The organism is Lysobacter sp. DMC97 (assembly GCF_056313745.1).
Genome location: NZ_JBQUZR010000005.1, coordinates 205,818 through 230,281 on the forward strand (window position 1 = coordinate 205,818; position 24,464 = coordinate 230,281).

Annotated in this window: 28 protein-coding genes and 1 tRNA gene; 14 read left to right on the forward strand and 15 right to left on the reverse strand. The window is 70.4% G+C overall.

Annotated features, from left to right (window positions below; genetic code table 11):
• Window positions 1–19 precede the first annotated feature (19 nt).
• Window positions 20–358: a high-potential iron-sulfur protein gene (locus tag ACT53Q_RS12555; protein WP_476186988.1), complete on the reverse strand. Its 339-nt coding sequence runs from the start codon at window positions 356–358 to the stop codon at window positions 20–22.
• Between the two features lie 233 nt (window positions 359–591).
• Here ACT53Q_RS12555 and ACT53Q_RS12560 point away from each other — a divergent pair, with 233 nt between their 5' ends.
• The 5 genes from ACT53Q_RS12560 to ACT53Q_RS12580 all read left to right on the forward strand — a co-directional run bounded on the left by ACT53Q_RS12560 (window position 592) and on the right by ACT53Q_RS12580 (window position 4,066).
• Entirely contained in the window at window positions 592–1,227 is a 636-nt protein-coding gene (locus tag ACT53Q_RS12560; RefSeq protein ID WP_476186989.1) for a methylthioribulose 1-phosphate dehydratase, read from the forward strand.
• A 122-nt stretch (window positions 1,228–1,349) separates the two neighbouring features.
• Complete coding sequence (locus tag ACT53Q_RS12565) at window positions 1,350–1,901, forward strand: 1,2-dihydroxy-3-keto-5-methylthiopentene dioxygenase (protein WP_476186990.1); 552 nt, start codon at window positions 1,350–1,352, stop codon at window positions 1,899–1,901.
• A gap of 22 nt (window positions 1,902–1,923) precedes the next feature.
• Window positions 1,924–2,379 (forward strand): macro domain-containing protein, encoded by a 456-nt coding sequence (locus ACT53Q_RS12570; RefSeq protein ID WP_476186991.1) that lies wholly within the window; start codon window positions 1,924–1,926, stop codon window positions 2,377–2,379.
• A 24-nt stretch (window positions 2,380–2,403) separates the two neighbouring features.
• Window positions 2,404–3,099 (forward strand): acireductone synthase, encoded by a 696-nt coding sequence (gene mtnC / locus ACT53Q_RS12575; protein WP_476186992.1) that lies wholly within the window; start codon window positions 2,404–2,406, stop codon window positions 3,097–3,099.
• Window positions 3,100–3,106: 7 nt separating this feature from the next.
• Window positions 3,107–4,066: a C13 family peptidase gene (locus ACT53Q_RS12580; protein ID WP_476186993.1), complete on the forward strand. Its 960-nt coding sequence runs from the start codon at window positions 3,107–3,109 to the stop codon at window positions 4,064–4,066.
• A 12-nt stretch (window positions 4,067–4,078) separates the two neighbouring features.
• Here the strand turns inward: ACT53Q_RS12580 and ACT53Q_RS12585 are convergent, their stop codons facing one another.
• Together ACT53Q_RS12585 and ACT53Q_RS12590 are read right to left on the reverse strand one after the other, a co-directional pair.
• Entirely contained in the window at window positions 4,079–4,663 is a 585-nt protein-coding gene (locus ACT53Q_RS12585) for a YdeI/OmpD-associated family protein (protein ID WP_476186994.1), read from the reverse strand.
• Window positions 4,660–6,297 (reverse strand): calcineurin-like phosphoesterase C-terminal domain-containing protein, encoded by a 1,638-nt coding sequence (locus ACT53Q_RS12590; protein ID WP_476186995.1) that lies wholly within the window; start codon window positions 6,295–6,297, stop codon window positions 4,660–4,662. The genes ACT53Q_RS12585 and ACT53Q_RS12590 overlap by 4 nt, the downstream gene beginning before the upstream one ends.
• A 121-nt stretch (window positions 6,298–6,418) precedes the next feature.
• Here ACT53Q_RS12590 and ACT53Q_RS12595 point away from each other — a divergent pair, with 121 nt between their 5' ends.
• Entirely contained in the window at window positions 6,419–8,275 is a 1,857-nt protein-coding gene (locus ACT53Q_RS12595; protein ID WP_476186996.1) for a 7TM diverse intracellular signaling domain-containing protein, read from the forward strand.
• Window positions 8,276–8,460: 185 nt separating this feature from the next.
• On the opposite strand, the gene ACT53Q_RS12600 is transcribed toward ACT53Q_RS12595, so the two are convergent.
• The 10 genes from ACT53Q_RS12600 to ACT53Q_RS12645 all read right to left on the reverse strand — a co-directional run bounded on the left by ACT53Q_RS12600 (window position 8,461) and on the right by ACT53Q_RS12645 (window position 16,890).
• Window positions 8,461–9,108, reverse strand: a complete 648-nt coding sequence (locus ACT53Q_RS12600; RefSeq protein WP_476186997.1) for a PH domain-containing protein — start codon at window positions 9,106–9,108, stop codon at window positions 8,461–8,463.
• A 201-nt stretch (window positions 9,109–9,309) separates the two neighbouring features.
• Window positions 9,310–9,948 (reverse strand): bifunctional phosphoribosyl-AMP cyclohydrolase/phosphoribosyl-ATP diphosphatase HisIE, encoded by a 639-nt coding sequence (gene hisIE / locus ACT53Q_RS12605; protein ID WP_476186998.1) that lies wholly within the window; start codon window positions 9,946–9,948, stop codon window positions 9,310–9,312.
• Window positions 9,945–10,715 carry an imidazole glycerol phosphate synthase subunit HisF gene (gene hisF, locus ACT53Q_RS12610; RefSeq protein ID WP_476186999.1) on the reverse strand — a complete coding sequence of 257 codons (771 nt, stop codon included), beginning with the start codon at window positions 10,713–10,715 and terminating at the stop codon, window positions 9,945–9,947. The genes hisIE and hisF overlap by 4 nt, the downstream gene beginning before the upstream one ends.
• The gene (hisA, locus tag ACT53Q_RS12615; RefSeq protein WP_476187000.1) at window positions 10,709–11,452 is read right to left on the reverse strand and encodes a 1-(5-phosphoribosyl)-5-[(5-phosphoribosylamino)methylideneamino]imidazole-4-carboxamide isomerase; all 744 of its coding nucleotides are present in this window, start codon (window positions 11,450–11,452) and stop codon (window positions 10,709–10,711) included. The genes hisF and hisA overlap by 7 nt, the downstream gene beginning before the upstream one ends.
• A gap of 10 nt (window positions 11,453–11,462) precedes the next feature.
• Window positions 11,463–12,092: an imidazole glycerol phosphate synthase subunit HisH gene (gene hisH, locus ACT53Q_RS12620; protein ID WP_476187001.1), complete on the reverse strand. Its 630-nt coding sequence runs from the start codon at window positions 12,090–12,092 to the stop codon at window positions 11,463–11,465.
• Window positions 12,089–13,171 carry a bifunctional histidinol-phosphatase/imidazoleglycerol-phosphate dehydratase HisB gene (gene hisB / locus ACT53Q_RS12625; protein ID WP_476187002.1) on the reverse strand — a complete coding sequence of 361 codons (1,083 nt, stop codon included), beginning with the start codon at window positions 13,169–13,171 and terminating at the stop codon, window positions 12,089–12,091. Before hisB ends, hisH begins: the two co-directional genes overlap by 4 nt.
• Window positions 13,168–14,277: a histidinol-phosphate transaminase gene (hisC, locus tag ACT53Q_RS12630; RefSeq protein WP_476187003.1), complete on the reverse strand. Its 1,110-nt coding sequence runs from the start codon at window positions 14,275–14,277 to the stop codon at window positions 13,168–13,170. Before hisC ends, hisB begins: the two co-directional genes overlap by 4 nt.
• Window positions 14,274–15,623, reverse strand: coding sequence for a histidinol dehydrogenase (hisD, locus tag ACT53Q_RS12635; RefSeq protein WP_476187004.1), 1,350 nt, complete (start codon window positions 15,621–15,623; stop codon window positions 14,274–14,276). The genes hisC and hisD overlap by 4 nt, the downstream gene beginning before the upstream one ends.
• Window positions 15,620–16,540: an ATP phosphoribosyltransferase gene (hisG, locus tag ACT53Q_RS12640; RefSeq protein WP_476187005.1), complete on the reverse strand. Its 921-nt coding sequence runs from the start codon at window positions 16,538–16,540 to the stop codon at window positions 15,620–15,622. The genes hisD and hisG overlap by 4 nt, the downstream gene beginning before the upstream one ends.
• Before the next feature lie 14 nt (window positions 16,541–16,554).
• A complete protein-coding gene (locus ACT53Q_RS12645; protein ID WP_476187006.1) occupies window positions 16,555–16,890 on the reverse strand; it encodes a YerC/YecD family TrpR-related protein in 336 nt (111 codons plus the stop codon).
• A 286-nt stretch (window positions 16,891–17,176) separates the two neighbouring features.
• On the opposite strand from ACT53Q_RS12645, the gene ACT53Q_RS12650 reads away from it, so the two are divergent.
• The 7 genes from ACT53Q_RS12650 to ACT53Q_RS12680 all read left to right on the forward strand — a co-directional run bounded on the left by ACT53Q_RS12650 (window position 17,177) and on the right by ACT53Q_RS12680 (window position 20,385).
• The gene (locus ACT53Q_RS12650; RefSeq protein WP_476187007.1) at window positions 17,177–17,359 is read left to right on the forward strand and encodes a hypothetical protein; all 183 of its coding nucleotides are present in this window, start codon (window positions 17,177–17,179) and stop codon (window positions 17,357–17,359) included.
• Window positions 17,360–17,481: 122 nt separating this feature from the next.
• Window positions 17,482–17,661, forward strand: a complete 180-nt coding sequence (locus tag ACT53Q_RS12655; RefSeq protein WP_476187008.1) for a hypothetical protein — start codon at window positions 17,482–17,484, stop codon at window positions 17,659–17,661.
• 91 nt (window positions 17,662–17,752) lie between these two features.
• A complete protein-coding gene (locus tag ACT53Q_RS12660) occupies window positions 17,753–17,926 on the forward strand; it encodes a hypothetical protein (RefSeq protein ID WP_476187009.1) in 174 nt (57 codons plus the stop codon).
• Between the two features lie 74 nt (window positions 17,927–18,000).
• A complete protein-coding gene (locus ACT53Q_RS12665; protein ID WP_476187010.1) occupies window positions 18,001–18,177 on the forward strand; it encodes a hypothetical protein in 177 nt (58 codons plus the stop codon).
• 76 nt (window positions 18,178–18,253) lie between these two features.
• The gene (locus ACT53Q_RS12670) at window positions 18,254–18,436 is read left to right on the forward strand and encodes a hypothetical protein (protein ID WP_476187011.1); all 183 of its coding nucleotides are present in this window, start codon (window positions 18,254–18,256) and stop codon (window positions 18,434–18,436) included.
• Window positions 18,437–18,497: 61 nt separating this feature from the next.
• Window positions 18,498–19,508, forward strand: coding sequence for an ATP-grasp domain-containing protein (locus ACT53Q_RS12675; protein WP_476187012.1), 1,011 nt, complete (start codon window positions 18,498–18,500; stop codon window positions 19,506–19,508).
• A gap of 4 nt (window positions 19,509–19,512) precedes the next feature.
• Window positions 19,513–20,385, forward strand: coding sequence for an SDH family Clp fold serine proteinase (locus ACT53Q_RS12680; RefSeq protein ID WP_476187013.1), 873 nt, complete (start codon window positions 19,513–19,515; stop codon window positions 20,383–20,385).
• A gap of 27 nt (window positions 20,386–20,412) precedes the next feature.
• On the opposite strand, the gene ACT53Q_RS12685 is transcribed toward ACT53Q_RS12680, so the two are convergent.
• The gene (locus ACT53Q_RS12685) at window positions 20,413–22,305 is read right to left on the reverse strand and encodes an HAL/PAL/TAL family ammonia-lyase (RefSeq protein ID WP_476187014.1); all 1,893 of its coding nucleotides are present in this window, start codon (window positions 22,303–22,305) and stop codon (window positions 20,413–20,415) included.
• Window positions 22,302–23,693: a histidine--tRNA ligase gene (gene hisS / locus ACT53Q_RS12690; RefSeq protein ID WP_476187015.1), complete on the reverse strand. Its 1,392-nt coding sequence runs from the start codon at window positions 23,691–23,693 to the stop codon at window positions 22,302–22,304. The genes ACT53Q_RS12685 and hisS overlap by 4 nt, the downstream gene beginning before the upstream one ends.
• Before the next feature lie 155 nt (window positions 23,694–23,848).
• On the opposite strand from hisS, the gene ACT53Q_RS12695 reads away from it, so the two are divergent.
• A tRNA-Pro gene (locus ACT53Q_RS12695) sits at window positions 23,849–23,925 on the forward strand.
• The last annotated feature ends 539 nt before the right edge of the window (window positions 23,926–24,464 follow it).

The following is a 24,464-nucleotide window of genomic DNA, read 5'->3' on the forward strand; positions in this document are numbered from 1 at the left end:
CGAGGAAGCCGCGGATCGATCAGGGCTTCTTGGCGTAGGCGCTGCACCAGCCCTTCGCGACGACCGAGTTCTTCGGGAAGATCGTGCAGGGGCCCGAAGCAGCGCCCTTCGCGCCCTTGAAGAAATTGCAGTTGGCGCAGCTGCTGCCCGGCTTGAACGCGGCGTGCTTGGCCTTGGTGGCGTCCTCGACGTAGCCCAGCGCCTTCGCGGTGGCATCGGTGGGCGCCAGCTTCGGCAGGGCGGCCGGGGCTGCCGGCGCGGCGGCTTCGGCGTTCATCGAACGCAGCGCGACCGGGGCGGTGGCGGCGGCGACGACGGCGATGGTCAGGAAACGACGGCGGGAGACATCGTGGGACATGGCGGTGACCGTATCGGTGGAGGAAGGAAGAAGGACGTCAGTATCCGGAGCGGTTCCGGCGATGGCCTTGCGCTGGATCAAGTGGATGGACCAAGTGGCTTGATCAAGCGGGTTGCGCTGCCGCATCGGGATTCGACGGAAACGCATGGTAACAGCCGCTTTTCGAACGTCTTTCAACGCGAATCGTTCGCATTTGCCGCCGCGCCGGCGAGCGCTTCCCTTACACTGCGCGCATGACGACCCTGCCCTACGACGCCGACCGCCTGCGGGTGCTCGCCGACGATCTCATCGCCAATGTCCGCGAGCTGGCCCAGCTCGGCTGGACGCCCGCCACCAGCAGCAATTTCTCGCTGCGACTGGACGACCGCCACGCCGCGATCACCGTCTCCGGCCGCGACAAGGGCCGGCTGACGCGCGACGACATCATGGTCGTCGACTTCGACGGCCAGCCCGTGGCGACCACGCGCCGGCCGTCGGCCGAGACCCTGCTGCACACCCAGCTCTACCGGCGTTTCCCGGAGATCGGCTGCGTGCTGCACACCCATTCGCGCCACCAGACCGTTGCCTCGCGGCTGTTCGGCCAGGCCGGCCGCATCCGTCTGGAAGGCTACGAGCTGCTGAAGGCCTTCGCCGGCAACACCACGCACGAGACCGCGCTGGACCTGCCGGTGCTGCCGAACACGCAGGACATGCCGGCGCTGGCGGCGCAGGTCGAGGCGCTGCTCGACGCCGGCCCGCTCTGGGGCTACCTGATCGACGGCCACGGCCTGTATGCCTGGGGCCGCGACATGGCCGAGGCCCGGCGCCATCTGGACGCCTTCGAGTTCCTGATCACCTGCGAGCTGGACCTGCTGCTGCTCCGCCGCTGAACCGACGGGCCGGGCCGGCCCCGAATGACCCGATCCGCGCGCCAAAACATCCCGCGGACGGCGTTGATCCCCCCCGCGCTGCGCCGCATCATGGCGCACCCCCACGCCGCCCCCGGACCGCCATGAGCCGCCTGCGCCTCTTCGCCGACGACCGCCCCGACGCCCCGCTGTCGGTCATCCACGACCACGCCGGCATCGCCACCGAACTGGCGAAGATCGGCGTCGATTTCGAGCGCTGGGACGCCGCGCAGCCGATCGCCCCGGGCGACGCGCCGGAGACGATCATCGCCGCCTACCGCGCCGACATCGACCGCATCAGCGCCGAGCGCCACTTCGTCACCATCGACGTGGTCAGCATCGCCCCGGACAACCCGAACCGCGAGGCGATGCGCGCCAAGTTCCTCGACGAGCACGTGCACAAGGAAGACGAGGTCCGCTTCTTCGTCGCCGGCTCGGGCCTGTTCGACCTGCACGTCGACGGCAAGGTCTACGAAGTGCTGTGCGAAGCCGGCGACCTGATCTCCGTGCCCGACGGCGCGACCCACTGGTTCGACATGGGCCCGGAACCGAGCTTCGTCGCCATCCGCTTCTTCCAGCAGCCCGACGGCTGGGTCGGCCACTTCACCGGCACCGACATCGCGCAGCGGTTTCCGCGGTATGAGGTCGGGGCATAAACGGACGACAGGAAAGCACGCCATGCGCGTCATCGACGGCGACCTGCTCGAACTCGCCCTGGCCGGCGAGTTCGACGTGATCGTGCATGGCTGCAACTGCCACTGCACGATGGGCGCCGGCATCGCGAAGTCGATCAAGGCACGCTTTCCGGAAGCCTATGCGGCGGACCTCGCGACAACGAAAGGCGACCGCAACAAGCTCGGAACGATCTCGTTCGCGGAGATCGAACGCCCGCATCATTCGCTCGTGGTGGTGAACGCCTACACGCAATACGACTGGCGCGGATCGGGGAAGAAGGTGGATTACGATGCCGTCGGATCGGCGATGCAGTCGGTCAAACGCACGTTCGGCGGCAAGCGGATCGGTTATCCCCTGATCGGCGCCGGGCTTGCAGGCGGTGACTGGAGCGAAATCGCACCGATCATCGACACGGCACTGAGCGGCGAAGACCACACGCTCGTGCGCTACGTTTCCTGACACCCCGCCACACAGACATTCGACATGCTCATCCTCACCGACATCGAAGGCACCACCTCCTCCATCTCGTTCGTGAAGGACGTGCTGTTCCCGTATGCGCGGCGCGCGCTGCCGGGATTCGTGCGCGAGCATGGGCAGGAACCCGACGTGCGGCGCTGGCTGGACGCGGTCGCGACCGAGCACGGCGCGGTCTGCGACGACGGCGTGATCGTCGAGATCCTGCAGGGCTGGATCGACGAGGACCGCAAGCACACGGCGCTGAAGGCGCTGCAGGGCATGATCTGGAGTGACGGCTACCGCAGCGCCGACTTCACCGCGCACATCTATCCCGACGCCGCGACGCAGCTGCGCGCGTGGCATGACGCCGGGCTGCCGCTCGCGGTGTATTCGTCGGGTTCGGTGCCGGCGCAGAAGCTGTTCTTCGGCCACACCGACGCCGGCGACCTCACCGGGCTGTTCGGCGGCTGGTTCGACACCGAGGTCGGCCACAAGCGCGACGCCGGCAGCTACCGCACCATCGCGCAGCGGCTGGCGCGCGCGCCCGACACGATCGTGTTCCTGTCCGACGTGGTCGAGGAACTGGACGCCGCCCGCGACGCCGGCATGCGCACGGTGCTGGTCGATCGCCTCGACGACTATCCGACGCCCCGCCTCGGCGAGGCGACCCACGGCCACCGCCGCGTCGAGCGTTTCGACGCCATCGACCCCGAAGCCCCGTAGCGCCGCCATGCGTCCCCTGCCGCTCGTTGCCTTGCTGCTCTCGCTCTGCCTCACCGGTCTCGCGCAGGCGCGCGAGCTGCCCGACCCCGACCTGCGCGAACGCGATCGCCAACGGCTGGCGGCGGCACTGGACGCGCTGGCGCCCGAGCGACCGGGGCAGCCCGACCTGTACGCGATCGGTTTCGGCGGCGACAGCGAGGAGAACGTCTTCCGCAACGAGGCGGCGTATTTCGAGCGACTGATGAACGAGCGCTTCGGCGCCCAGGGCCGCACGATCGCGCTGATCAACCACGCCGACAGCCTGGGCCCGTCGCCGCATCCGCTGGCCACGCCCGGCAACCTGCGCGCGGCGCTGGCGGCGGTGGGCAAGCGCATGGATCCCGAGCAGGACATCCTGCTGCTGTTCCTGACGATGCACGGCACGGCGCAGCACCAGCTGCTGCTGCGCATGGCGCCGAAGTACGTCGACCTGATCGATCCCGACTGGCTGCGCAAGGCGCTGGACGACGCCGGTATCCGCAACCGCGTGCTGGTGATCTCCGCCTGCTATGCCGGCGGCTTCATCCCGCGGCTGGAAAACGACGACACCCTGATCCTGACCGCCGCGCACCGCAGCCGGACCTCGTTCGGGTGCGGCGCGGATTCGGACGCGACCTACTTCGGCCGCGCGTGGCTGATCGAAGGCCTCAACGCGACCACCGACTTCGCGGCCGCGTTCGAGCAGGCCAAGCTGCGCATCGCCGAACGCGAGCGCGAAGGCAACTTCAAGCCGTCACGGCCGCAGATGGAGATGGGCGACCGCATCGCGCCGAAGCTCGCGGCGTGGCGCGCGCAGCTGGTGCCTGGCCCGGTGATCGCCTACGCCCCGCCGGTGTCCGCACCGCTCGTGACCGAGACGCCGGCGGCGGCGGAACCGCCGCAGTCGAACGCCAAGCCGCAGACGCACCGCAAGCGTCACAAGCGCTGAGCGCCTGCGACCTCAGTGCAGCTTCTCGCCACGGGCGAGCATCGCCACCAGCGTCTCCACCCGCTTCGCCTTCGTCTCCGGCTTCTTCGCGGTCTGCACGCGCCAGCACACGGCATAGCGATTGGCGGCGTTGAGCGTCTCGAAGAACGCCTTCGCCTTGCGGTTCTTCGCCAGCGACAGCGCCTTCGCGAGTTCGGGCGGCACTTCCATGTTGCGCCCGCCGTCGTAGGCCGCGTCCCAGCGGCCATCGGCCTTCGCGGCTTCGACCTCGCGCAGGCCGCCGGCGCGCATGCGGCCGGCGGCGGTCAGACGCGCGACATGGCCGACGTTGATCTTCGACCACAGGCTCTTCGCGCGTCGCGGCGTGAAGCGCTGCAGGAACCACGCCGCGTCGAAGCCGCGCTTCTGACCGTCGATCCAGCCGTGGCACAGCGCGACGTCCAGCGCTTCGGCGTAGGTGACGGTGGCGTGGCCGCTGTCCTTCTTCGCGATCTTCAGCCACACGCCTTTCGCGTCGGCGTTCGCGACCAGCCATGCCTCCCAGGCGTCGGCATCGGCGAACGGCAGCACCGGCAGGTCGTCGGGCACGGCGGTCATGGCGCAGCCTCCTCCAGGCGATAAATCGTCTCGGCATGCAGTTCGCCGCGCCAGGCGTCGAACGCGCGCACTTCGATGCGATGCGTGCCGACGGCGAGGTTCGTCGGCAGCGCGCCGCGCCACAGATGCGTCGACGGCGTCGCCTCGGGCGAACGATCGTAGCCGCGCAGCGCGTCGGCCAGGTCGTCGCGGGCGTTCTCGGTCGCCAGCGCGGGATCGGGCGCCAGCACCTGACGCATCGGCGCCCAGTCGCCGCCGTCGATGCGGAACTCGACGCGGTCGCCATCCTGGCCCATCCACACGTTGGCGTAGACGGCCCACGCGGGATACGCGCCACGACGCAACACCTTCGGTGCATGCAGGCCGATCGCGGCATCGCCCGGCGCGCGGGCCGCGTGCCAGCGCAGCGCGTACGTGCCGCCGGCATCGATCACCAGACTCGCATACCCGTTCGGCGTGCCGTCGGGCATCGTCGCGTCGGGAATGCCGGCGGCGTCCTTCACGCCGCTCCAGTACGCGCCGCAGGCCGCGCCGACGTTGTATTCGTGCAGCGGCGCGGTGCCGTGCCAGTCGGTCTTCGCGTCGTGCCGCCAGTGCTGCTGCGTGTGCATGTGCCCGCTCAGCAACAGCACGTGCGGGAAATCGCGCAGCAGCGCGAACAGGCGTTCGCGGTCGGCGTCGCGGAACGTGTCCTTCGCCTCCGCCTCGAACAGCGGGATGTGCACCATCAGCACCAGCAGCCGGTCCTTCGCCACGCGCGGCAGGTACGCCTGCAGGAACGCGAACTGGTCCTCGCGGAAACCGCCGATGTAGCCCTGCGGCGGCCCGGGCCGGTAGATCACGTCGTCGAGCCCGATGAACGTCGCCTGCGGTTCTTCCCAGGCAAAGGTGTCGGGGCCGAACGTGCGCCGCCAGCTCTGCAGCGAGGCCTCGTCACCGGCGACGTCGAAATCGAGATCGTGGTTGCCGGGCACGTGCAGCCACGGCACGCCGATGCGCCGCGTCTGCGCGTTCATCGCCAGGTACAGCGCGAGATCGTCGTTGACGATGTCGCCGAGACTCGCGCCGAGCTGCGCCGGCGGCGGCATGCCCGCGCGCGACTCGCTGCGCACGCTGTCGACGATGTCGCGGCCGTAATACCCGACGTCGACCTGCGACTTCGGCTGCGGATCGGCGAACACACGCACCGACAGCGGCCCCGCGGCGGCGGCGGCACGACGCAGGCCGACATCGAACCGCGACGGCAGCGGCGCGGTGCCGAGCCCGCCGTATTTCGGCGCCGGCCCGCGCACGGGCGCGTTGCGCCAGACGTGCGGACGCGCGGGATCGTCGCCGGGCAGCCGCCAGCCCGCGGGCTTGATCACGAACACGGTCTGCCCCGGCGCCACGCCGATGCGATACCGACCGCCGGCATCGGTGACGACGAGATCGCGGCCGTTGGAGACGGCGACGTCCGCCACGCCCGGTTCGTCGCGATCGCGTCGACCGTCGCCGTCGCGATCCTCGTAAACCGTGCCGGCCAGCATCGTTGCGGCAGGCGCTACCGCGGACGCCGTGTCCGCACGGGCCGGGCCCGACGCACAGGCCACGACGGAGACAAGCCACGACAGCGTCAGCCCGATAGCCGTTCGCATTTCCGCCTCATTTCTGTCCGGACCGGTACAGGATTATGCCGCACCGATCGCGGCCCCAGAGGCACCCGCGGCCCGGCGCCGTGCAGTAAGATCGCGCCTGAACCGTCGATGGGGGAAAGGGATGCCGTTCCGAGGCGTCTGGTGCCGCGTGATCGCGATGCCGGTCCTGCTGGCGCTGGTCCTGTTGACCCTGTCCGGGCTTGCCTGTGCGGCCGTGGAGCGCGCGCCGCCGCCGGCGGTGCTCGATGCCCGCACGCCGTCGCTCTCGCTCACGCCCTACCTCAGCTACTACCACGACGCCAGCGCCGTCGACGACGCCGACGACGCGTGGCGGCTCAACGACGCCGGCAAGTTCAAGCCGGTGCCCGCGGGCAAGACCGCGTTCGGCTTCCAGCCCGGCGCATTCTGGTTCCATGCCGTCATCGACAACCGCGACCGCGAGCAACCGTACTGGATGCTGGTGCAGAGCTTCGCGCTGCTCGATCGCGTCGACGTGTACGTGCGCTACCAGGACGGCCGCGTCGTGCACCTGGCCAGCGGCGATCGCCTGCCGTTCTCCGCGCGCAGCATCCCGTACCGCCATCCCAACTTCCGCCTCGACCTGCCGCCCGGCGAAACCGTGCAGTTGCTGGTACGCACCCAGAGCGAAAGCTCGATGCAGGTGCCGCTGGACCTGTACACGCCGGAAGCCTTCACCTCGATCTCGCGCGACGCCCAGTTCGTGATGGGCCTGTACTACGGCATCCTGATCGCGCTGTTCGTCTACAACCTCGTGCTGTGGATCACGCTGCGCGACCGCAACTACTTCTGGTACCTGTTCCACATCACCGCCTTCGGCCTGGTGCTGTTCACGCTCAACGGCTACAGCTTCGAATATTTCTGGCCGCACGATCCGTGGCTGGCCAACGTCGCGGTACCGGCGTCGATCTGCCTGGCGATGATCGGCATGCAGCAGTTCGCGCGCGCCTTCCTGGAGATGCCCGCGCGCTTCCCGCGCGGCAACCGGGTCAGCATCGCGCTCATCGTCGTGTGCTCGCTGCTCGGGCTGGCGTCGCTGTGGATCCCCTACAGCGTCGCCACGCCGTGGGCCACGCGCAGCGTGATCGTGGGCGTGCTGTGGGTGGTGGCCGCGGCGATCGTGGGCGTGCGCCGCGGCTACATGCCGGCGCGGCTGTTCCTGCTGGCGTGGGCGCTGTTCCTCTCCGGCACCGCGATGATCGCGGCGCTGGCCTTCGGCATCCTGCCGAAGAACATCCTGACCGAGTACGGCGTGCAGATCGGCTCGGCGATGGAGATGCTGCTGCTGTCGATCGCGCTCAGCCATCGCTACGCCGCGCTGCGCAACGAGAACGAGCGCATCGCCGCCGAGGCCAACCAGAAGCTGGAACGCAAGGTCGCGCAGCGCACGCAGGAAGTGCGCAGCACGCTGATGCAGCTGGAGGACGCGCATCGCCGCCTGCGCGATTCCAGCCGGCGCGACGGCCTCACCGGCCTCTACAACCGCACGCACTTCCACGAGACCTTCCAGGTGCTGCTGCGCGAAGGCCGCGAACAGCAGCAGCCGGTGTCACTGCTGATGATCGACCTCGACCACTTCAAGTCGATCAACGACCGCTACGGCCACCTCGCCGGCGACGACTGCCTGCGCTGGGCCGCGCAACGCATCGGCCAGGCCCTGCGCACACACGAGACCTCGCTGCTGGCGCGCTTCGGCGGCGAGGAGTTCGTGGTGGTGCTGCCCGGGCACGACCTCGGCAGCGCGGTCGGCGTGGCAGAATCGCTGCGCAAGCGGCTGGTCGAGGAGCTCTGCCCCACCGGCGAACACCGGCTGCGGGTGTCGGCGAGCATCGGCGTGCACACCGTCGACGCCGGCATGGAGGTCGATTCCGACGCCGCGCTGTCGGTCGCCGACCAGGCGCTGTACGCCGCGAAGGCCCACGGCCGCGACTGCGTGCGGACGTCGATCACCGCGGCGTAAGCGACGCACATCTTCGCGGACGATCTGTAGAGCGGAGAAAAGCTCCGCTGCAATCTCTCCGGAGACGGGGCAGCGGAGCTTCGCTCCGCTCTACGCCATGGATCGCGCCGACATCACCGCCACGCGTCACGAAGGGAAGGGCCTGATGCAGCCCCCTTCCCTTTCACGGAACCGGACGGCGCCGATCAGGCGCCCGGCAGCGGCGGCGGCGCCGAGGTCGTCGTGATGTTGTGGATGTAGCGCTCGAACACGCGGGTGTAGTCGCGCGTGGTATGGCGATCCAGCACCGCGGCGTTGAGGTTGTCCAGCACGGCGTTGTAGTGCGACACCACGCCGGCCTCGCCGCCGAGATTGTTGAGCTTGAGCATCCCGCCCATCGCGTCCAGCGTGCGGATCGCGTTCTCGCGGGCGATGCCGTCGCGCGCCTGCTGGCGGCCGATGGCGATCAGCGCCTTGTAGATGTCCTTCAGCTGCTCGATGAAGTTCTTGCGGATGTCGATGCTGAAGGCGGAATCGCCGAGCGAGAACTTCAGCTCCACGTCCATGTCGATGGTACCGGCGGTCTCGATCGCGACGTAGCCGACGCGCTGGTTCACGTACTCGTAGCGCTTGATCATGCGCTTGCTCGACACCGCGGAATCGCCGTCGACGTGGATCAGGGCGAGGTTGGTGAAACAGTATTCGTCCTTCTTCGACTTGATCAGGAAGAAGATGCGTTCGCCGTCCTCGTGGAACAGGTAGTCGTCCGCATCGACCTTGTCGTAATCGGACGGGGAGACGATGACGCCGATGTCGCTGATGCCGAGCGCTTCCGCGGCAAGCTTCTTGAACACGTGGAACTCCTGGGGGCATGCCGCCGGGACGGCGGCCGTCGCGCGCAATCTAGCAGGCGCGATGCGCGTACCGCCGCATGACCGATGGCCCATGCGGCCGTGCCGTCTTCTCCGCAAACGCCCCGTAGAGCGGAGCAAAGCTCCGCTGCCCTGTCTCCGGAGAGATCGCAGCGGAGCTTTGCTCCGCTCTACGAAAAGCGATCAGCCGCGGCGTTGCTTCAGCACGCGCTTGGCGTCTTCCAGCGAGAAGCCGCGCGCGCGCAGCAGCACGATCAGGTGGTACAGCAAATCGCCGGCCTCGCCGAGGAAGCCGTCGTCGTCGTCGGCCAGCGCGCCGAGTGCGGTTTCCACGCCCTCCTCGCCGACCTTCTGCGCCATGCGCTTGATGCCGCTCTCGAACAGCTTGGTCGTGTAGCTGCCGGGCGGGCGCTCGGCCTCGCGGCGACGGATCAACGCATCGAGTTCGCCGAGCACGTCGCCCGGCGCGTTCGGGAAACAGCTGGTCGTGCCGAGATGGCAGGTCGGACCGTGCGGGCGCGCCTGCACCAGCAGCGTGTCGGCGTCGCAATCGGTCTCGATCGCCACCAGCGACAGCACGTGGCCGCTGCTCTCGCCCTTCGTCCACAGCCGGCCCTTGCTGCGGCTGAAGAACGTGACCTGACCCGTTTCCAGCGTTTTCGCCAGCGCCTCGCGGTTCATGTAGCCGAGCATCAGCACGCGGTAGGTTTCCGCGTCCTGCACGACGGCGGGCAGCAGGCCGTCCTGCTTGTCCCAGGCGAGCGCATCGATGTCGATTGCGATGGCATCGAGCGTCGCGGCGATGGAAGACGATTCGGTCATGGACGCACCTCGATGCCCGCGGCGCGCAGGTCGCGCTTGAGGTCGGGAATGGCGATGGCGCCGGAATGGAACACGCTGGCGGCCAGCGCGGCGTCGACGTCGGCGTCGCGGAAGGCGTCGACGAAATGCTGCACGGTGCCCGCGCCGCCGGACGCCACCAGCGGCACGTCGCAGAGCGCGCGCACCGCCTGCAACTGCGCGATGTCGTAGCCGCGGCGCACGCCGTCGCTGTCCATGCAGTTGAGCACGATCTCGCCCGCGCCGCGTTCCTGCGCCTCGCGCACCCAGTCGAGCGTGGTGCGGCCGGGCGCACGCGCGCGGTCGGGATCGCCGGTGTGCGTGCGCACGCGCCAGACGCCGTCGGGCTCGCGGATCGAATCGATGCCGACCACTACGCACTGGCGGCCGTAGGCGTCGGCGATCTCGGTGATCAGCTCCGGGCGCTCCAGCGCCGGCGTGTTGATCGACACCTTGTCGGCGCCGGCGAACAGCACGCGCGTCGCCGTTTCCAGCGTGCGGATGCCGCCGGCGACGCAGAACGGGATATCGATCACCGACGACACGCGCTCGACCCAGCCGACGTCGACCGAGCGACCGTCGGGGCTGGCGGAGATGTCGTAGAACACCAGTTCGTCGGCGCCGGCATCGCGGTAGCGGCAGGCGAGGTCGACGATGTCGCCCATGTCGACGTGGTCGCGGAAGCGCACGCCCTTGACCACGCGGCCGTCGCGCACGTCGAGGCAGGGCACGATGCGGCGGCTCAGCATGCGAGTGCCTCCGCGACCGTCATCCGGCCTTCGAGCAGCGCCTTGCCGAGCACCGCGCCGGCGCAGCCGGCATCGCGCGCCGCGGCCACGTCGGCGACGTCGCGCACGCCGCCGCTGGCCTGCAGCGCGAAGCCGTCGCCGCGGGCGAGAATCATGCGATAGAGATCGAGGTTCGGCCCCTGCAGCATGCCGTCGCGGGCGATGTCGGTGCACAGCAGATGACGCGCGCCGGCATCACGATAGAGAGCGAGGCACGCATCGAGATCGCGTGAAGCATGTTCGGTCCAGCCGTGCACCGGCAGGCGCCAGTTGCCCGCCTCGTCGCAGCGCGTGTCGAGCGCGATCGTCAGCCGCTCGGCGCCGAAGCGCGCGAGCCAGGCGACGACGCGCTCCGGTTCGCGCACCGCGAGCGAGCCGATGACGACGCGCGACGCGCCGGCATCGAGCATCGCCGCGACCGCGGCCTCGGCGCGCACGCCGCCGCCGGTCTGCACACGCAGACGACCGTCGTCGGCGATCTTGCGCAGCAGCGGCGCGAGCGTGTAGCCGCCGGCGCGCGCGGCATCGAGGTCGACCAGATGCAGCCACTGCGCGCCGGCATCGGCGTAGCGCATCGCGACCGCGAACGGATCGTCGGCGTAGCGCGTCTCGCGATCGTAGTCGCCCTGCAGCAGGCGCACGACGTGGCCGTCGCGCACGTCGATCGCGGGATAGGCGGTGAAATCGGCGGAGGTCATGCGGGCGAGGTCAGGCCGGAAGCTTCAGGAAGTTGTCGAGCAGGCGCAGGCCGGTGGCCGACGAACGCTCGGGATGGAACTGCGCGCCGAAGCGGCGGCCCTGCCCGACCACCGCGGCGAAGCGCGCGCCGTGGTCGGTGTCGGCGAGCACGACATCGCCGGCCTCGTCCGCGGGCACGGCGAAGCTGTGCACGAAGTAGGCGTGCGCGCCGTCGTCGATGCCTGCGAGCAACGGCGACACCGGCGCGCGGAAGCGCAGCGTGTTCCAGCCCATGTGCGGGATGCGGAGCCCGGGACCGCCGGCGAGCTTGCACACGCGGCCGGGCAGCAGGCCGAGACAGTCGACGTCGCCCTCCTCCGAGCCTTCGAACAGCAACTGCAGGCCGACGCAGACGCCGAGCAGCGGCGCTTCGCTCTCACGCAGCGCAGCGTCGAGCCCGCGTGCGCGCAGCAGCGCCATCGACGGCGCCGCGGCGCCGACACCGGGCAGGATGATGCGTTCGGGCGTGCCGAGCGCATCGGCATCGCGCACCAGCCGTGGCGCGGCGCCGATGCGGCGCAGCGCGTACAGTACCGAGCCGAGATTGGCGCCGCCGGCGTCGATCAACGCCAAGTCGCCGCCGTTCGGGCGTGCGCTCACAGCGCCCCCTTGGTGCTCGGCAGCGCGTCGCCTTCGCGGCGGAACGACTGCCGCAGCGCGCGCGCTACCGCCTTGAAGCAGGCCTCGATCTTGTGGTGGTCGTTGTCGCCGCGCACGCTGAGGTGCAGGTTGAGACCCGCGGTCTCGCACAGCGAGCGGAACACGTGCGGCACGAGTTCGGTGGCGAGCCCGCCGACCATCTCGCGCTCGAACGTGCCCTCGAACACGCAGTACGGCCGCCCCGACCAATCCAGCGCCGCGGTCGCCAGCGCCTCGTCCATCGGCAGCGTGAAGCCGTAGCGCGCGATGCCGCGCTTGTCGCCCAGCGCCTCGCGCAGGGCCTGGCCGAGCGCGAGCGCGCAATCCTCGACGGTGTGGTGCTCGTCGATGTGCAGGTCGCCGTCGCAGTGCAGGCGCAGCGCGAAACCGCCGTGCTTGCCGAGCTGTTCCAGCATGTGGTCGTAGAAGCCGAGGCCGGTCTTCACGTCCGGATCGGCCTCGCGGTCGAGATCGACCTCGACCTCGATCTTCGTTTCCTTCGTGCGGCGCACGACCTTTGCGGTACGCGGCACGTCGGCGAGGACGTGCGCGATCTCCGCCCAGTCGACGCCGTCGCCGAACTGCGGCGACTTCAGCTTGAAGCCGCGGATGCCGAGGTTCACCGCGAATACGATGTCGGTCTCGCGGTCGCCGACCATCGCCGAGCGCGCCCAGTCGATGCCGTGGTCGCGCAGCAGCGGCTGCACCAGCCCGAGTCGCGGCTTGCGCGTCGGCGCGTTCTCGTGCGGGAAACTGCGGTCGATCAGCGTGTCGCGGAAGACGATGCCCTGGCTCTCGAAGATCTGCACCATCAGCGCGTGCGGGCCGTCGAAATCGGTCTGCGGGAAGGCGTCGGTGCCGAGGCCGTCCTGGTTGGTGACCATCACGAACTCGTAGCCGGCGTCGCGCAGTTTCAGCATCGCCGGGATCACGCCGTCGACGAAGGCCAGCTTCTCGAAGCGGTCGATCTGGAAATCGGCCGGCTCGCGGATCAGGGTGCCGTCGCGATCGACGAACAGGATCGGACGCTTCGCGCTCACGCCGCGGCCTCCACCGGACGCAGCGCGGCGAACACCGCGTCGTTCTCCTCGGGCGAACCGATCGTGATCCGCAGCGCATCGCCGAGGCCCGGCGTCGCGCGCATGTCACGCACGACCACGCCCGCGGCCAGAAGCCGGCGATACACGCCTTCGGCATCGTCGAAACGCGCGAGCAGGAAATTGCCGGCGCTCGGATAGACCCGGCGCACGCCGGGCAGCGTCGACAGCGCCTCGAACACCCGCGTGCGCTGCACGCGCACGACCGCGGCGCGTTCGCGCGCCTGCGCCAGCGCTTCGGGCGTGAGCGCGCGCAGCGCGAGCGCGGCGCAGGGCTCGGGCACCGGATACGGCGCCTGGCAGCGGCGCAGCACGGCGATCAGTTCCGGATCGGCGATCACGCCGCCGATGCGCGCGCCGGCCAGCGCGTGCAGCTTCGACAGCGTACGCAGCACGGCGACGTTCGGGTATTCGTCGACCAGCGACACCGCCGACGGTGCGTCGGCGTAGTCGAGATACGCTTCATCGACCACGACCAGCGCGTGGTCCTTCAACGCCTCCGCCAGCGCGCGGATCGCGACCAGCGGGATGAACTCGCCGCTGGGATTACCGGGCGAGCACAGGAACACGATCTTCGCGCGGCGCGCGGTGGCGAGGTCGCGCATGCCGGCGAGGTCGGTGACCCAGCCGTCGGGATGGTCGCGCATCGGCGCCTCGACGATCGGCGCGCCCTGCAGCCGTGCGCAGACCGCGTACATGCCGAACACCGGCGGCGCGATCACCACCGGGTCGCGCTCGGCGCGGCACAGTGCGCGCACCAGCAGGTCGATGGCCTCGTCGCTGCCGCGGCCGATCAGCAGTTGCTCGGGACGCGCGCCCCACAGCGCCGCGAGCTGCGCGCGCAGCGCCTCCGGCTGCGGCGCGGGATAGCGGCGCAGCGCGCCGTCGGGATCGGCATCGTTGTTCCACGGCGATTCGTTGGCGTTGAGCCAGACCGTGCCGTCGACGGCGTGGCTGCGCGCGGACGAATAGCCGGCGAAGGCGCGCAGGTCCTCGCGCACGAGGTCGAGCACGCGGCTGCGGCGCGCATCGGGCGTGGCTGCGCTCACTTCGCGGCATCCAGTGCGGCGAGGCGCATCGTCACCGCGGTGGCGTGGGCCTGCAGGCTTTCGGCCTCGGCCAGGCGCACGGCGGACGGGCCGATGGTGCGCAGGCCGTCGGCAGTCACGTGCTGCACGCTGATCGCGGTCTGGAAGCTCGACACCGACAGGCCGCTCCAGGCGCGCGCGGCGCCGCCGGTCGGCAGCACGTGGTTGGTGCCGCTGCAGTAGTCGCCCAGCGCTTCGGCGGCGTAGTCGCCGAGGAACACCGAACCCGCGCAGCGCACGTGGCCCAGCCACGGCTCGGCATCGCGCAGCGCGAGGATGAGGTGCTCCGGCGCGTAGCGGTTGCTGACCTCGAACGCGGTTTCCAGCGACGGCACGAGGATCAGCCGCGACTTCGCCAGCGCGCGGCGCGCGATGTCGGCGCGCGGCAGGCGCGACAGCTGGCCGGGCAGTTCCGCGGCGACCCGCGCCATCAGCGGCGCGGAATCCGACAGCAGGATCACCTGCGAATCGGCGCCGTGCTCGGCCTGCGACAGCAGGTCGGCGGCGACGAAGGCGGGCGTGGCGCCGCCGTCGGCGATGATCAGCAGTTCCGACGGGCCGGCCGGCATGTCGATCGCGGGGCCGCCCTCGACGGTCGACACCTGGCGCTTGGCCTCGGTCACCCAGGCGTTGCCGGGGCCGAACAGCTTGTCGCAGGCGGGCACGCTTTCGGTACCGACCGCCATCGCCGCGATCGCCTGCGCGCCGCCGAGCTTGAACACGCGGCTGGCGCCACAGTGGCGCGCGGCGAACAGCACGGTGGGATCGGCGCTGCCGTCGGGACGCGGCGGCGTGCAGACGATCACTTCCTCGCAGCCGGCCAAGCGCGCGGGCACGCCCAGCATCAGCATGGTCGACGGCAGCGGCGCACTGCCGGCGGGGATGTACAGGCCGACGCGGGCGATCGGGCGCACGATGCGCGAGCAGCGCACGCCGTCGGCGGTGTCGACCGCGTACTCGCGCACCCCGCCCTCGCGGTGGAAGGCCTCGATGCGCGACGCGGCGTCGACGATCGCGGCGCGCAGCGCGGGATCGAGCGCGGCCTCGGCGGCGTCGAACTCCGCCTCGGAGACCGCGAAGTCCTCGAGCAGCGCGTGGTCGAGCAGCCGCGTGTACTTGCGCAGCGCGGCGTCGCCGTCGCCGCGGACGCGGGCGATGATCTTGCCCACGCCCAGCCGCACGGCGGCGGCGGAATCCTGCGTCGGCCGGCGCAGCGCGGCGCGGCGGCCGGCCTCGTCGAGGCCGGTCCAGGTCAGGAGGTTGAGATCGATCCGGCTCGCCAGCGGCGCCTTCGTCGACGTGTTCATGCCAGCATTCTCTCCACGGGCAACACCATGAGGCCGCGCGCACCGGCGCGTTTGAGTTCCTCCAGCCGCTGCCAGGTCATGGCGCCGTGGCACAGCGCCTGCACCGCCACGTCGCCGCCCGCCGAGCCGTCGAGGGGCATGACGGTGGGCGGTTCGGCGTCGGGCAGCAGTTGCATGACTTGCGGCAGGATCGACCGCGGAGCTTGCAGCATGAGCAGCTTGCTGTCGCGAATCTTCATCACACCGTCGAGACGCCGCAGCAGCAGTTCGGCGATTCCCGCGCGGATGTCGACGAAGGGCTCGACCGGGCCGGCCAGCACGGCCTCGCTGTCCAGCACCACCTCGATCGGCTTGAGCCGGTTGGACGCCAGGGTCGCGCCGCTGGACACCAGATCGCAGACCAGGTCGGCCTGGCCCAGCCGCGGTGCCAGCTCGACCGAGCCGGACATCGTCACCGGCGTGGCCGTGATGCCGCGCTCGGCCAGCCAGCGCGACAGCAGCGCCGGGTAGCTGGTGGCGATGCGGGTGCCGGGCAGCTGCGCCTGCGGGTCCCAGTCCCAGGTGTCGGGGATGCCGAACATCAGCCGGCAGCGGCCGAACCCCAGCGCGCGCCATTCCTCGAACGGCACCGGCGCGCCGCGGGCCGAGCGCTCGCAGCCCTGCTCCAGCAGCACGTTGCGGCCGACCATGCCGAGATCGCAGACGCCGTCGGCGATCAGCCCGGGGATGTCGTCGTCGCGGACCAGCAGCAGGTCGACCGGCAGCGATTCGCCGTAGTAGAACAGCTTGTCGCGGCTCTCCTGCCAGCTCAGGCCGGCGGCGGCGAGCAGCGCCAGCGCGGGTTCGCTGAGCCGGCCGCTCTTCTGGATGGCGATGCGCAGGCGATCGCGCGTGGGGCCGGCGGCGGGACGTTGCATGGGCGGTGGATCCTTCAGGTGGCGTCGGCGGCACGGCGCGGGCCGCGCAGGGAACGACGGATGGCGAGCCGGTAACCGCCGGCACCGCGTTCGAGCGTGCGCGCGACCCGGCCGATGGTGGTCACGCTGACCAGGGTGCGGTCGTGGATCTCGCGGTAGGGCATGCCTTCGACCAGCAGCGGCACCACCTTCCAGCGATCGGCCATCGCCTCCAGTTCGGCAGGCGTGCACAGGTCCTCGAGAAACGCCCGCACGTCCTCCGGCCGGCGCAGGCCGGCCAGGGTGTCGGCCAGCGCGTCGAGCCCGGCTCGGGCATCGCGATCGGGCAGTGGCTGCGGACGTTGCTTCATGGGGTGCGGCGCGGCGGATGTCGTCGTGTATTAATGCGCTATCACATTAACCTGTTGCGACGCAGCGCGTCAACCGCGCGGCGCGGCCCGACCCTACGCCTGCGCATGGCGTTTTCCGGAACGGCGGTCGCATTCGGCGCGGCACATCGCATGTGCGCAGCGCCGGCGGTCGCCGTGCGATTGACGCTATCGATCCATGCGTGCTAGTGATGGTCGCGTCGATCCGGTGCCTGCACCGATCGGCGCGCCATCAGTGCTTCGATCATCGAAACGAAAGGACATGCACATGGAAACCAGGACCTTCGCCTTCCGGCTTGCCGAGCGCGAGAACACCGCCCCCGCGGATGCCGCGCAAGCCCCGTGGGCGATCCGCGACGGCGTCGCCATCGCCGGCTGCACCTACGTGAAGAAGGCCGACGACTACCGCGCGACGACGATCTGGGGCGCCGAAAACGGCATCTGGTGCTGATCGCACCGCCCCGCATCGAGGCGACGTCCGCCCGCGCGGTCTTCGCCGACGCAATCCCGTCACTCCGATCCACCGCCGCGGGCGCGTGACGCCCGCTTCGTCAACGACAAGGACACAGGACCATGGACACCCAACGCGCCCCCTTCGCCTTCCGCCTGGCCGATGCCCGCGACACCGCGAGCGAGCAGACCGCGTGGACGATGCGCGACGACGTCGCCGCCGCCGGCTGCACCGATCCGACCCGGCAGGGCGACTACCGCTACAGCACCACGTTCGGCCGCGACAACGGCGTCTGGTGCTGATCGCCATCCCGCATTCCCCGTATCAGGTTCCCCCCGCGCATGGCGGCAATCGCTGCCCTGCGCATTCATCACCACCGCAGGAGAGTTCGACATGAAGCAGACCAAGGAAACGACCACCCCCTTCGCTTTCCGCCTGGCCGATGCCCAGGACAAGCCCCAGCAGGCCCCGTGGCAGCTGCGCAGCGACGTCGCCGTCGCCGGCTGCAGCGGCCCGGACGCCCGCGCCAGCCGTTACCCGGGCCGGGACAACGGCATCTACTGCTGAGCCCTGCACCATCCACTGCGCGGGCCGCTCCGGCCCGCGCAGTCCACTCGAACCCGCCAGGGAGGCAGGTCATCATGGAATCCAGCCGCACCCCGTTCGCTTTCCGCTTGGCCGATGTCCGTGAGGACGCGCAGGCCGACGCCCCGCAGACCACGCAATGGCAGACCCGTGACGGCGTGGCCGCCGCCGGCTGCACCGATCCGAAGCACGTCGGCGACTATCGCTGGAGCGATGGCGGCTTCTGGTGCTGAACCACCGCACCGGACCCGCGCCGACCGGCGTGGGTTTTCGCCGCCGATGATCCGCACGTTCCCCGGAGACACACCCATGGCACACGACCGCACCCCGTTCGCCTTCCGGCTGGCCGATCGCAGCACGCAGGGCACGCCTCACCCGCAAGCGCAGTGGCAGCCCCGCGACGACATCGCCATCGCCGGTTGCACCGACCCCAAGGCCAACGGCATCCTGCGCGAAGCCTTCCCGTGGGGCGACGGCCGCGCCTACTGCTGACCGCATCGCGTCCGACGGCACTGCGCCGCCGGACTTCCGCTTCTCCCGCCATCGACTTCCCGTGCCCCGACGCATCCTGATCGTCACCCACAGCGCCGACCTGCACGCCGATCTCGTCGCCGAACGCATCGCCGCCCGCGACCTCCCCGCCTTCCGGCTGGATCTCGACCGGTTCCCGGTCGATTACGAACTCGACCTGCATTTCCGCGCCCCGGCGTGGACGGGCCACCTGCACCACCTGCCGAGCGGCGATACGCTCGCGGTGGCCGACATCGGCGCGGTGTGGACGCGCAAGACCGCCGACTTCACCTTCTCGAATCCGGAGATGGGCGCGCAGGAGCGCGCCTTCGCCGTCGAGGAAACCCAGCACGCGCTGTCCGGACTGCTGTACGGGCTGCAGGACGTGTACTGGATGAGCCATCCGCTGGCCGTGCGCAGCGCGCAGTGGAAGGGCGAACAGCTCGCGCGCGCGGCGCGCCTGGGCTTCGACGTGCCCGACACGCTGATCACCGCCAGTGCCGCCAGCGCCCGCGCGTTCCATGCCGATGCCGGCGGCGAGATCGTCTTCAAGTGCCTGGCGTCGACCTCGCTCGGCGGCGAGCACGTGCGCCCGGAAGAGCGCGTCAGCGGCGGGATCGGCACCACGCGCATCGGCGCCGAACACGCCGCGCTGCTCGATGCCGTCTCTGAACCGCCCTGCCAGTTCCAGCACCTCGTCGCCAAGCGCCATGAACTGCGCGTCACCGTGATCGGCGACCAGGTGTTCGCCGCGCGCATCCACTCGCAGGACGACCCGCGCACGCAGCTGGATTTCCGCGATTTCAGCGCGCCGATCCGCTACGAGGCGGAGACGCTGGCCCCGGAACTGGAAGCGCGCTGCCGCGATTTCGTGCACGGCTACGGCCTGCAGTACGGCGCGATCGACCTGATCGTCACGCCCGACGGCCGCCACGTGTTCCTCGAGAACAATCCCGGCGGCCAGTTCCTGTTCGTCGAACAACTGGTGCCGGAACTGCGCATGCTCGACGCCGTCGCCGACCGCTTGATCGCCGGCGCGCATGGGCGGCGCTGAACGCGTGTCCGCGGACGACCTGCGCGACCGCCTGCGCGCGCTCGAAGCGCACACCGGCGTGCGCACGCTGCTGCTGGCGGCGTCGAACATCGACCTCGACCTGCTGCCGCCGCTGGCCGACGCACTGACGCGCATCGGCCCCGTGCCGCGGCTGGACGTCGTCGTCTACCTGCGCGGCGGCGAGGTCGAGGCCGCGCGCCAACTCGCGTTCCGGCTGCAGGCCGCCACGCCGCGACTGCGCTTCATCGTCCCGCATTTCTGCGCCTCGTCGGGCACGATCCTGGCGCTGGCCGCGGACGAGATCCTGGCCGGGCCGCTGGCGATGTTCTCGCCGATCGATCCGCACCTCGCCGGCGCCGGCGATCGCCCCGACCTGCCCGCCGTGCTGTCGGCGGAAGACCTGCGCCGGCTGCCCGAGGCGATCGAAGCCTGGTTCGGCCTCGCGCCCGACGTCGCGGCGGCGCAGGCGCGGGCGCTGCTCGACGCGCGCATCGCACCGGAGACGCTGGCGACCTTCGAGCGCACCGTCCGCGCGCTCGAAGCCACGGGCGACGCGCTGCTGGCGCGGCATATCGCGTCGCCCGAGGCGCGCACGACCATCGTCCGCACGCTGCTGACGGGCTACGGCTCGCACGACTACGCGATCACCGGCGACGAACTGCATGCGCTGGGGCTGCCGGTGACACGCGACCCGGCGATCGAGGCGCTGGCGTGGGACGTGACCTGCGCGGTGCGCCGCACCATCGGTCCGGAATCGCGCGCGTCGCTGACCGAGGACTGGCACGACGCCTCGGTCGCCGACGCGCAGGCGGTCGCGCTGCGCCGGCGCACGCGCGGACAGCGCGCGGGCACTTGGCACGCCCACGCCGAAGCGTGAGCGGGCCCGCGGGACGCGAAGGGCGGCTCAGCCGTCCGGATGCGCCGCCGCGTAGACGCCGCCGTTGCGCATCAGCGCCAGCATCGCGGCGAGGTCGACGTCGAGCGCGCGGTCGCGGGCCAGGAACGGCACCGCCTCACGGATCGCCGCATGCGCGGCGGCCACGGCCTCGCCCGGATGGAACGGCTCCGCGGCCGACAGCTCGGCGCGCAGCGCTTCGACCTCGGCGAGGAAGTCGTCGTAACCCGGCGCGCCCGGCAGCGGCCCGCCCTGCACCTTCGCCGCGAGCGCCGCGGCGTCGGCGCGATCGGCGAGGTCGCGCGCGGCGTTGATCATGTCGCGCCGCAGGTCGAGCGCCTGCGCGGCGGTCATCAGCTCCAGCGCCAGCACCTTGCCGAGGTCCTCGACCATCGCCAGCACGTGCCGCGCCTCGTTGGCGCCCATCGACACGTGGTCCTCGGCGTTCGCGCTGGTCGGGATCGAGTACACCGCCGCCGGATGCGCGCGGCTGGCGAGGTCGTTGACGATCGCCGCCGCGGTGTACTGCACGATCATGTAGCCGGACTCGGTCGCATCCTCGTTGCCGATCAGGAACGGCGGCAGGCCGTCGCTGGTCGCGGGATCGACGAGCTTGTTGAGGCGGCGCTCGCTGATCGACGCCAGCACCGGGATCGCGGCCTTCACGTAGCTCATCGCCAGCGCCAGCGGCATGCCGTGGAAGTGGCCGGCGGAGATCACCTGCTGCTCGACGTGCTCGGCGCGCGCGTCGGGGAACACCAGCGGATTGTCGGTGACCGCGTTGAGCTCGATCTCCAGCACGCGGCGCGCCTGCATCATCGCGTCGCGCACCGCGCCGTGCACCTGCGGCACGCAGCGCAGCGAGTAGCTGTCCTGCGGCTGGTGCTTCTTGCCGCCGCGGAACGGCTTGAACCGCGTGTAGAACTTCTCGCGGCCGTGGCGCTGGCCAGCGGGCACCCAGTCCCAGCCGATGTCGAACGTCAGCGCCTGCGCCTCGGCGGTGTCCCAGCTGGACGGCAGCCACGGCCGGAACTTCGGCACGAGGTGATAGGGAATGTCGGCGAGCGTCGAACCCACGAGCAGGCGACGCACGTGCGCCGCCGACTCGACCTGGCCCGGATGCGGGCGCAGCGCATGGACTTCTTCGGCGAACGCACCGAGACGGCCGGCGAAGGCGTCGATGGTCATCGCCGCGGCGAGATCGGCGGTGTCGAGCAGGTCCTCCAGCCGGTGCAGCGCGAGCACGCCGCAGGCCAGCATCTGCGCGGTGCCGTTGTTCAGCGCCAGGCCTTCCTTGTACGACAGCGACACCGGCGCGAGGCCGGCGCGCTTCAGCGCTTCGTCGCCGCGCAGGCGCTCGCCGTCATAGAAGGCTTCGCCGCCGCCGAGCAGCACGATCGCGAGGTGCGACAGCGGCGCGAGGTCGCCCGACGCACCGACGGACCCGAGCTGCGGCACCACCGGCACCACGCCGGCGTTGAGCATCGCCGCCAGCGCCTGCAGCGTTTCCACGCGCACGCCGGAATGCCCGCGCAGCAGCGTGTTGATGCGGATGCAGAGCATCGCGCGCACGACGTCGGGCGGGAACGGGTCGCCCACGCAGACCGCATGCGAGATGATCAGGTTGCGCTGCAGTTCCTCGTGCAGCGACCGCGCCGACAGCGTCGCGCCCGGCAGCTCGTCACGCAGCGGATGCGCGCCGAGCAGCTTGTCGGCGTTGCTGCCGAAACCGGTCGACACACCGTAGATCGGCTCCTGCCGGCGCACCTGCTCGGCCAGGAACGCCGACGCGTGCGCGACGTTGCGCAGCGCGCCTTCGTCGAGCATCACCTGCGCACCGCAGGCGACTTCGACCAGGCGTTCGCGGGTCAGCGTGCGGCCGTCGAGACGGATCGGCTTCATGCCGGCGCCCCGCTGCGCGGCAGCGCGCGCCATTGCTCGCGCTCGACCAGCAGCGTGCGCGCGAGGTCGGCCTCGGCCACCTCGAACTGTTCGCCGCGGCGCAGGTCCTTCACCGCCACCGCGCCGCGCGCGGCCTCGTCCTCGCCGCGGATCACGACGAAGCGGATGCCGGCGCGATCGGCGTACTGCATCTGCCTGGCGAACTTGCGCGGCTCCAGCTGGGTTTCCACGTTCAGGCCCGCGGCGCGCAGCTTCTGCGACAGCGACAGCGCGTGTTCGAGCCCGGCCTCGTCCATCAGCGACACCAGCACGTCGACCGAACTGTCGGCGCTCGCCACCAGCCCGGCCTCGCGCAGCTGCCAGAACAGGCGGGTGAGGCCGATCGAGATGCCCACGCCTGGCAGCTTCGACTTCGTGTAGTGGCTGGCGAGGTTCTCGTAGCGGCCGCCGGAGCAGATCGACCCGATCTCCGGGTTCGCGTTGAGCGTGGTCTCGTAGACGATGCCGGTGTAGTAGTCGAGGCCGCGCGCGATCGACAGGTTCAGCGCGAAGCGGGCGTCGGCGACGCCCAGCGCGCGCAGTTGGCGCAGCACTTCGCGCAGCTCGGCGCGGCCTTCCTCGAACAGCGGCGTGCCGTCGCCCAGCGCATCGAGCGCGGCCTGCGCGGCGTCGTGCCCGATGGCGCGGACGCGCGAGAACGCGAGCAGCGTGTCGGCCACATCGGGCGCCAGCGCGAATTCCTCGCCCACCAGCGTCTCGCGCACCGCGGCCTCGCCGCGCTTGTCGAGCTTGTCGATCTCGCGCAGCACCGCTGCCTGGCGCTCACCGTCGGCGATGCCCTGCCCTTCGAAGAAGCCGCGCAGCAACTTGCGGTGGTTGAACTGGATGGTGAACTCGCCGATCGCCAACGCCTCGAACACCGAGGCGATCACCGCCGGCAGCTCGGCGTCGTAGCGCGTGCTCAGCGCGTCCTTGCCGATCACGTCGATGTCGCACTGGTAGAACTCGCGGAAGCGGCCGCGCTGGGCGCGCTCGCCGCGGTACACGCGCTGCATCTGATAGCGACGGAACGGGAACACGAGGTCGTGCTCGTGCTCGGCCACGTAGCGCGCGAGCGGCACGGTGAGGTCGAAGCGCATCGCCAGTTCGGGCAGGCCGTCCTTGCCCTTGTCGAGCGCGCCGGTGGACTGCAGGAAGTAGACCTGGCGCTCGGTCTCGCCGCCGGACTTGGTCAGCAGCACCTCGGTCAGCTCCATCACCGGGGTTTCGACCGGCAGGAAGCCGTACCGCTCGAAGGTGCGGCGGATGGTGTCCAGCATCCGCTGGAAGGCGATCTGGTCGCGCGGCAGCAGTTCGAGGACGCCGGGCGGTGTACGCGGCTTGATCAAGTGAAGCTCCGGGGCATGCAGCGAAGCCGCCAGTTTACCGGCTGGCCGCCCGGGCGGGCCCGGGTCGGAGGTCCTTTCCGCCCCGGGAATCGCCTTCGGTCGTGCCCGGGCTTGCCGAACCCCCGGGGGAGTCTTTACAATGCCGAGCTCGGAATCGGGGTGTAGCTCAGTCTGGTAGAGCGCTACGTTCGGGACGTAGAGGTCGCAGGTTCGAATCCTGTCTCCCCGACCAACAAATTCATCGAAAAGCCGCCTGCAAGGGCGGCTTTTTCGTTTCCGGCTTCCCTAGAGCGGAGCAAAGCTCCGCTGCACCGCCTCCGGAGAGGTGCCGGCGGAATTGCGTCCCGCCCTGCCGCCACATCGCGTTCACACCCCCGCCGTGGCGACGGCCCGAACGGCTGGGCACCTCATCGCATGTCCTGCGCAACGAAAACGCACTCACTGCGACTGGCTTCACGAATTGCGGCCAGATGGGCCAGTGCTCGGCTTGCGAATCCCCCCCCTCCCATCGAGGCCAAGCCTCTGACGCAGCACCGATCAATTCCAGTTGCCTCCATGACCAAACGCACAGAACATACTCCGACAGGTTGTTTGATGCTTTGATCGAGGGTCGATACCCTGTCGCTGCCATATTTGGTTCCCCGAGGGTAACTGCACGGAAGCCATGCCATGCACCACATCGCATGCATCGCACACCACCACGGCAATCGTGGATCCTTTGCGCGCTTCATGCGCGCACGAAGTGCCGGCGTGCAGAGCTCGCTCGCGCAT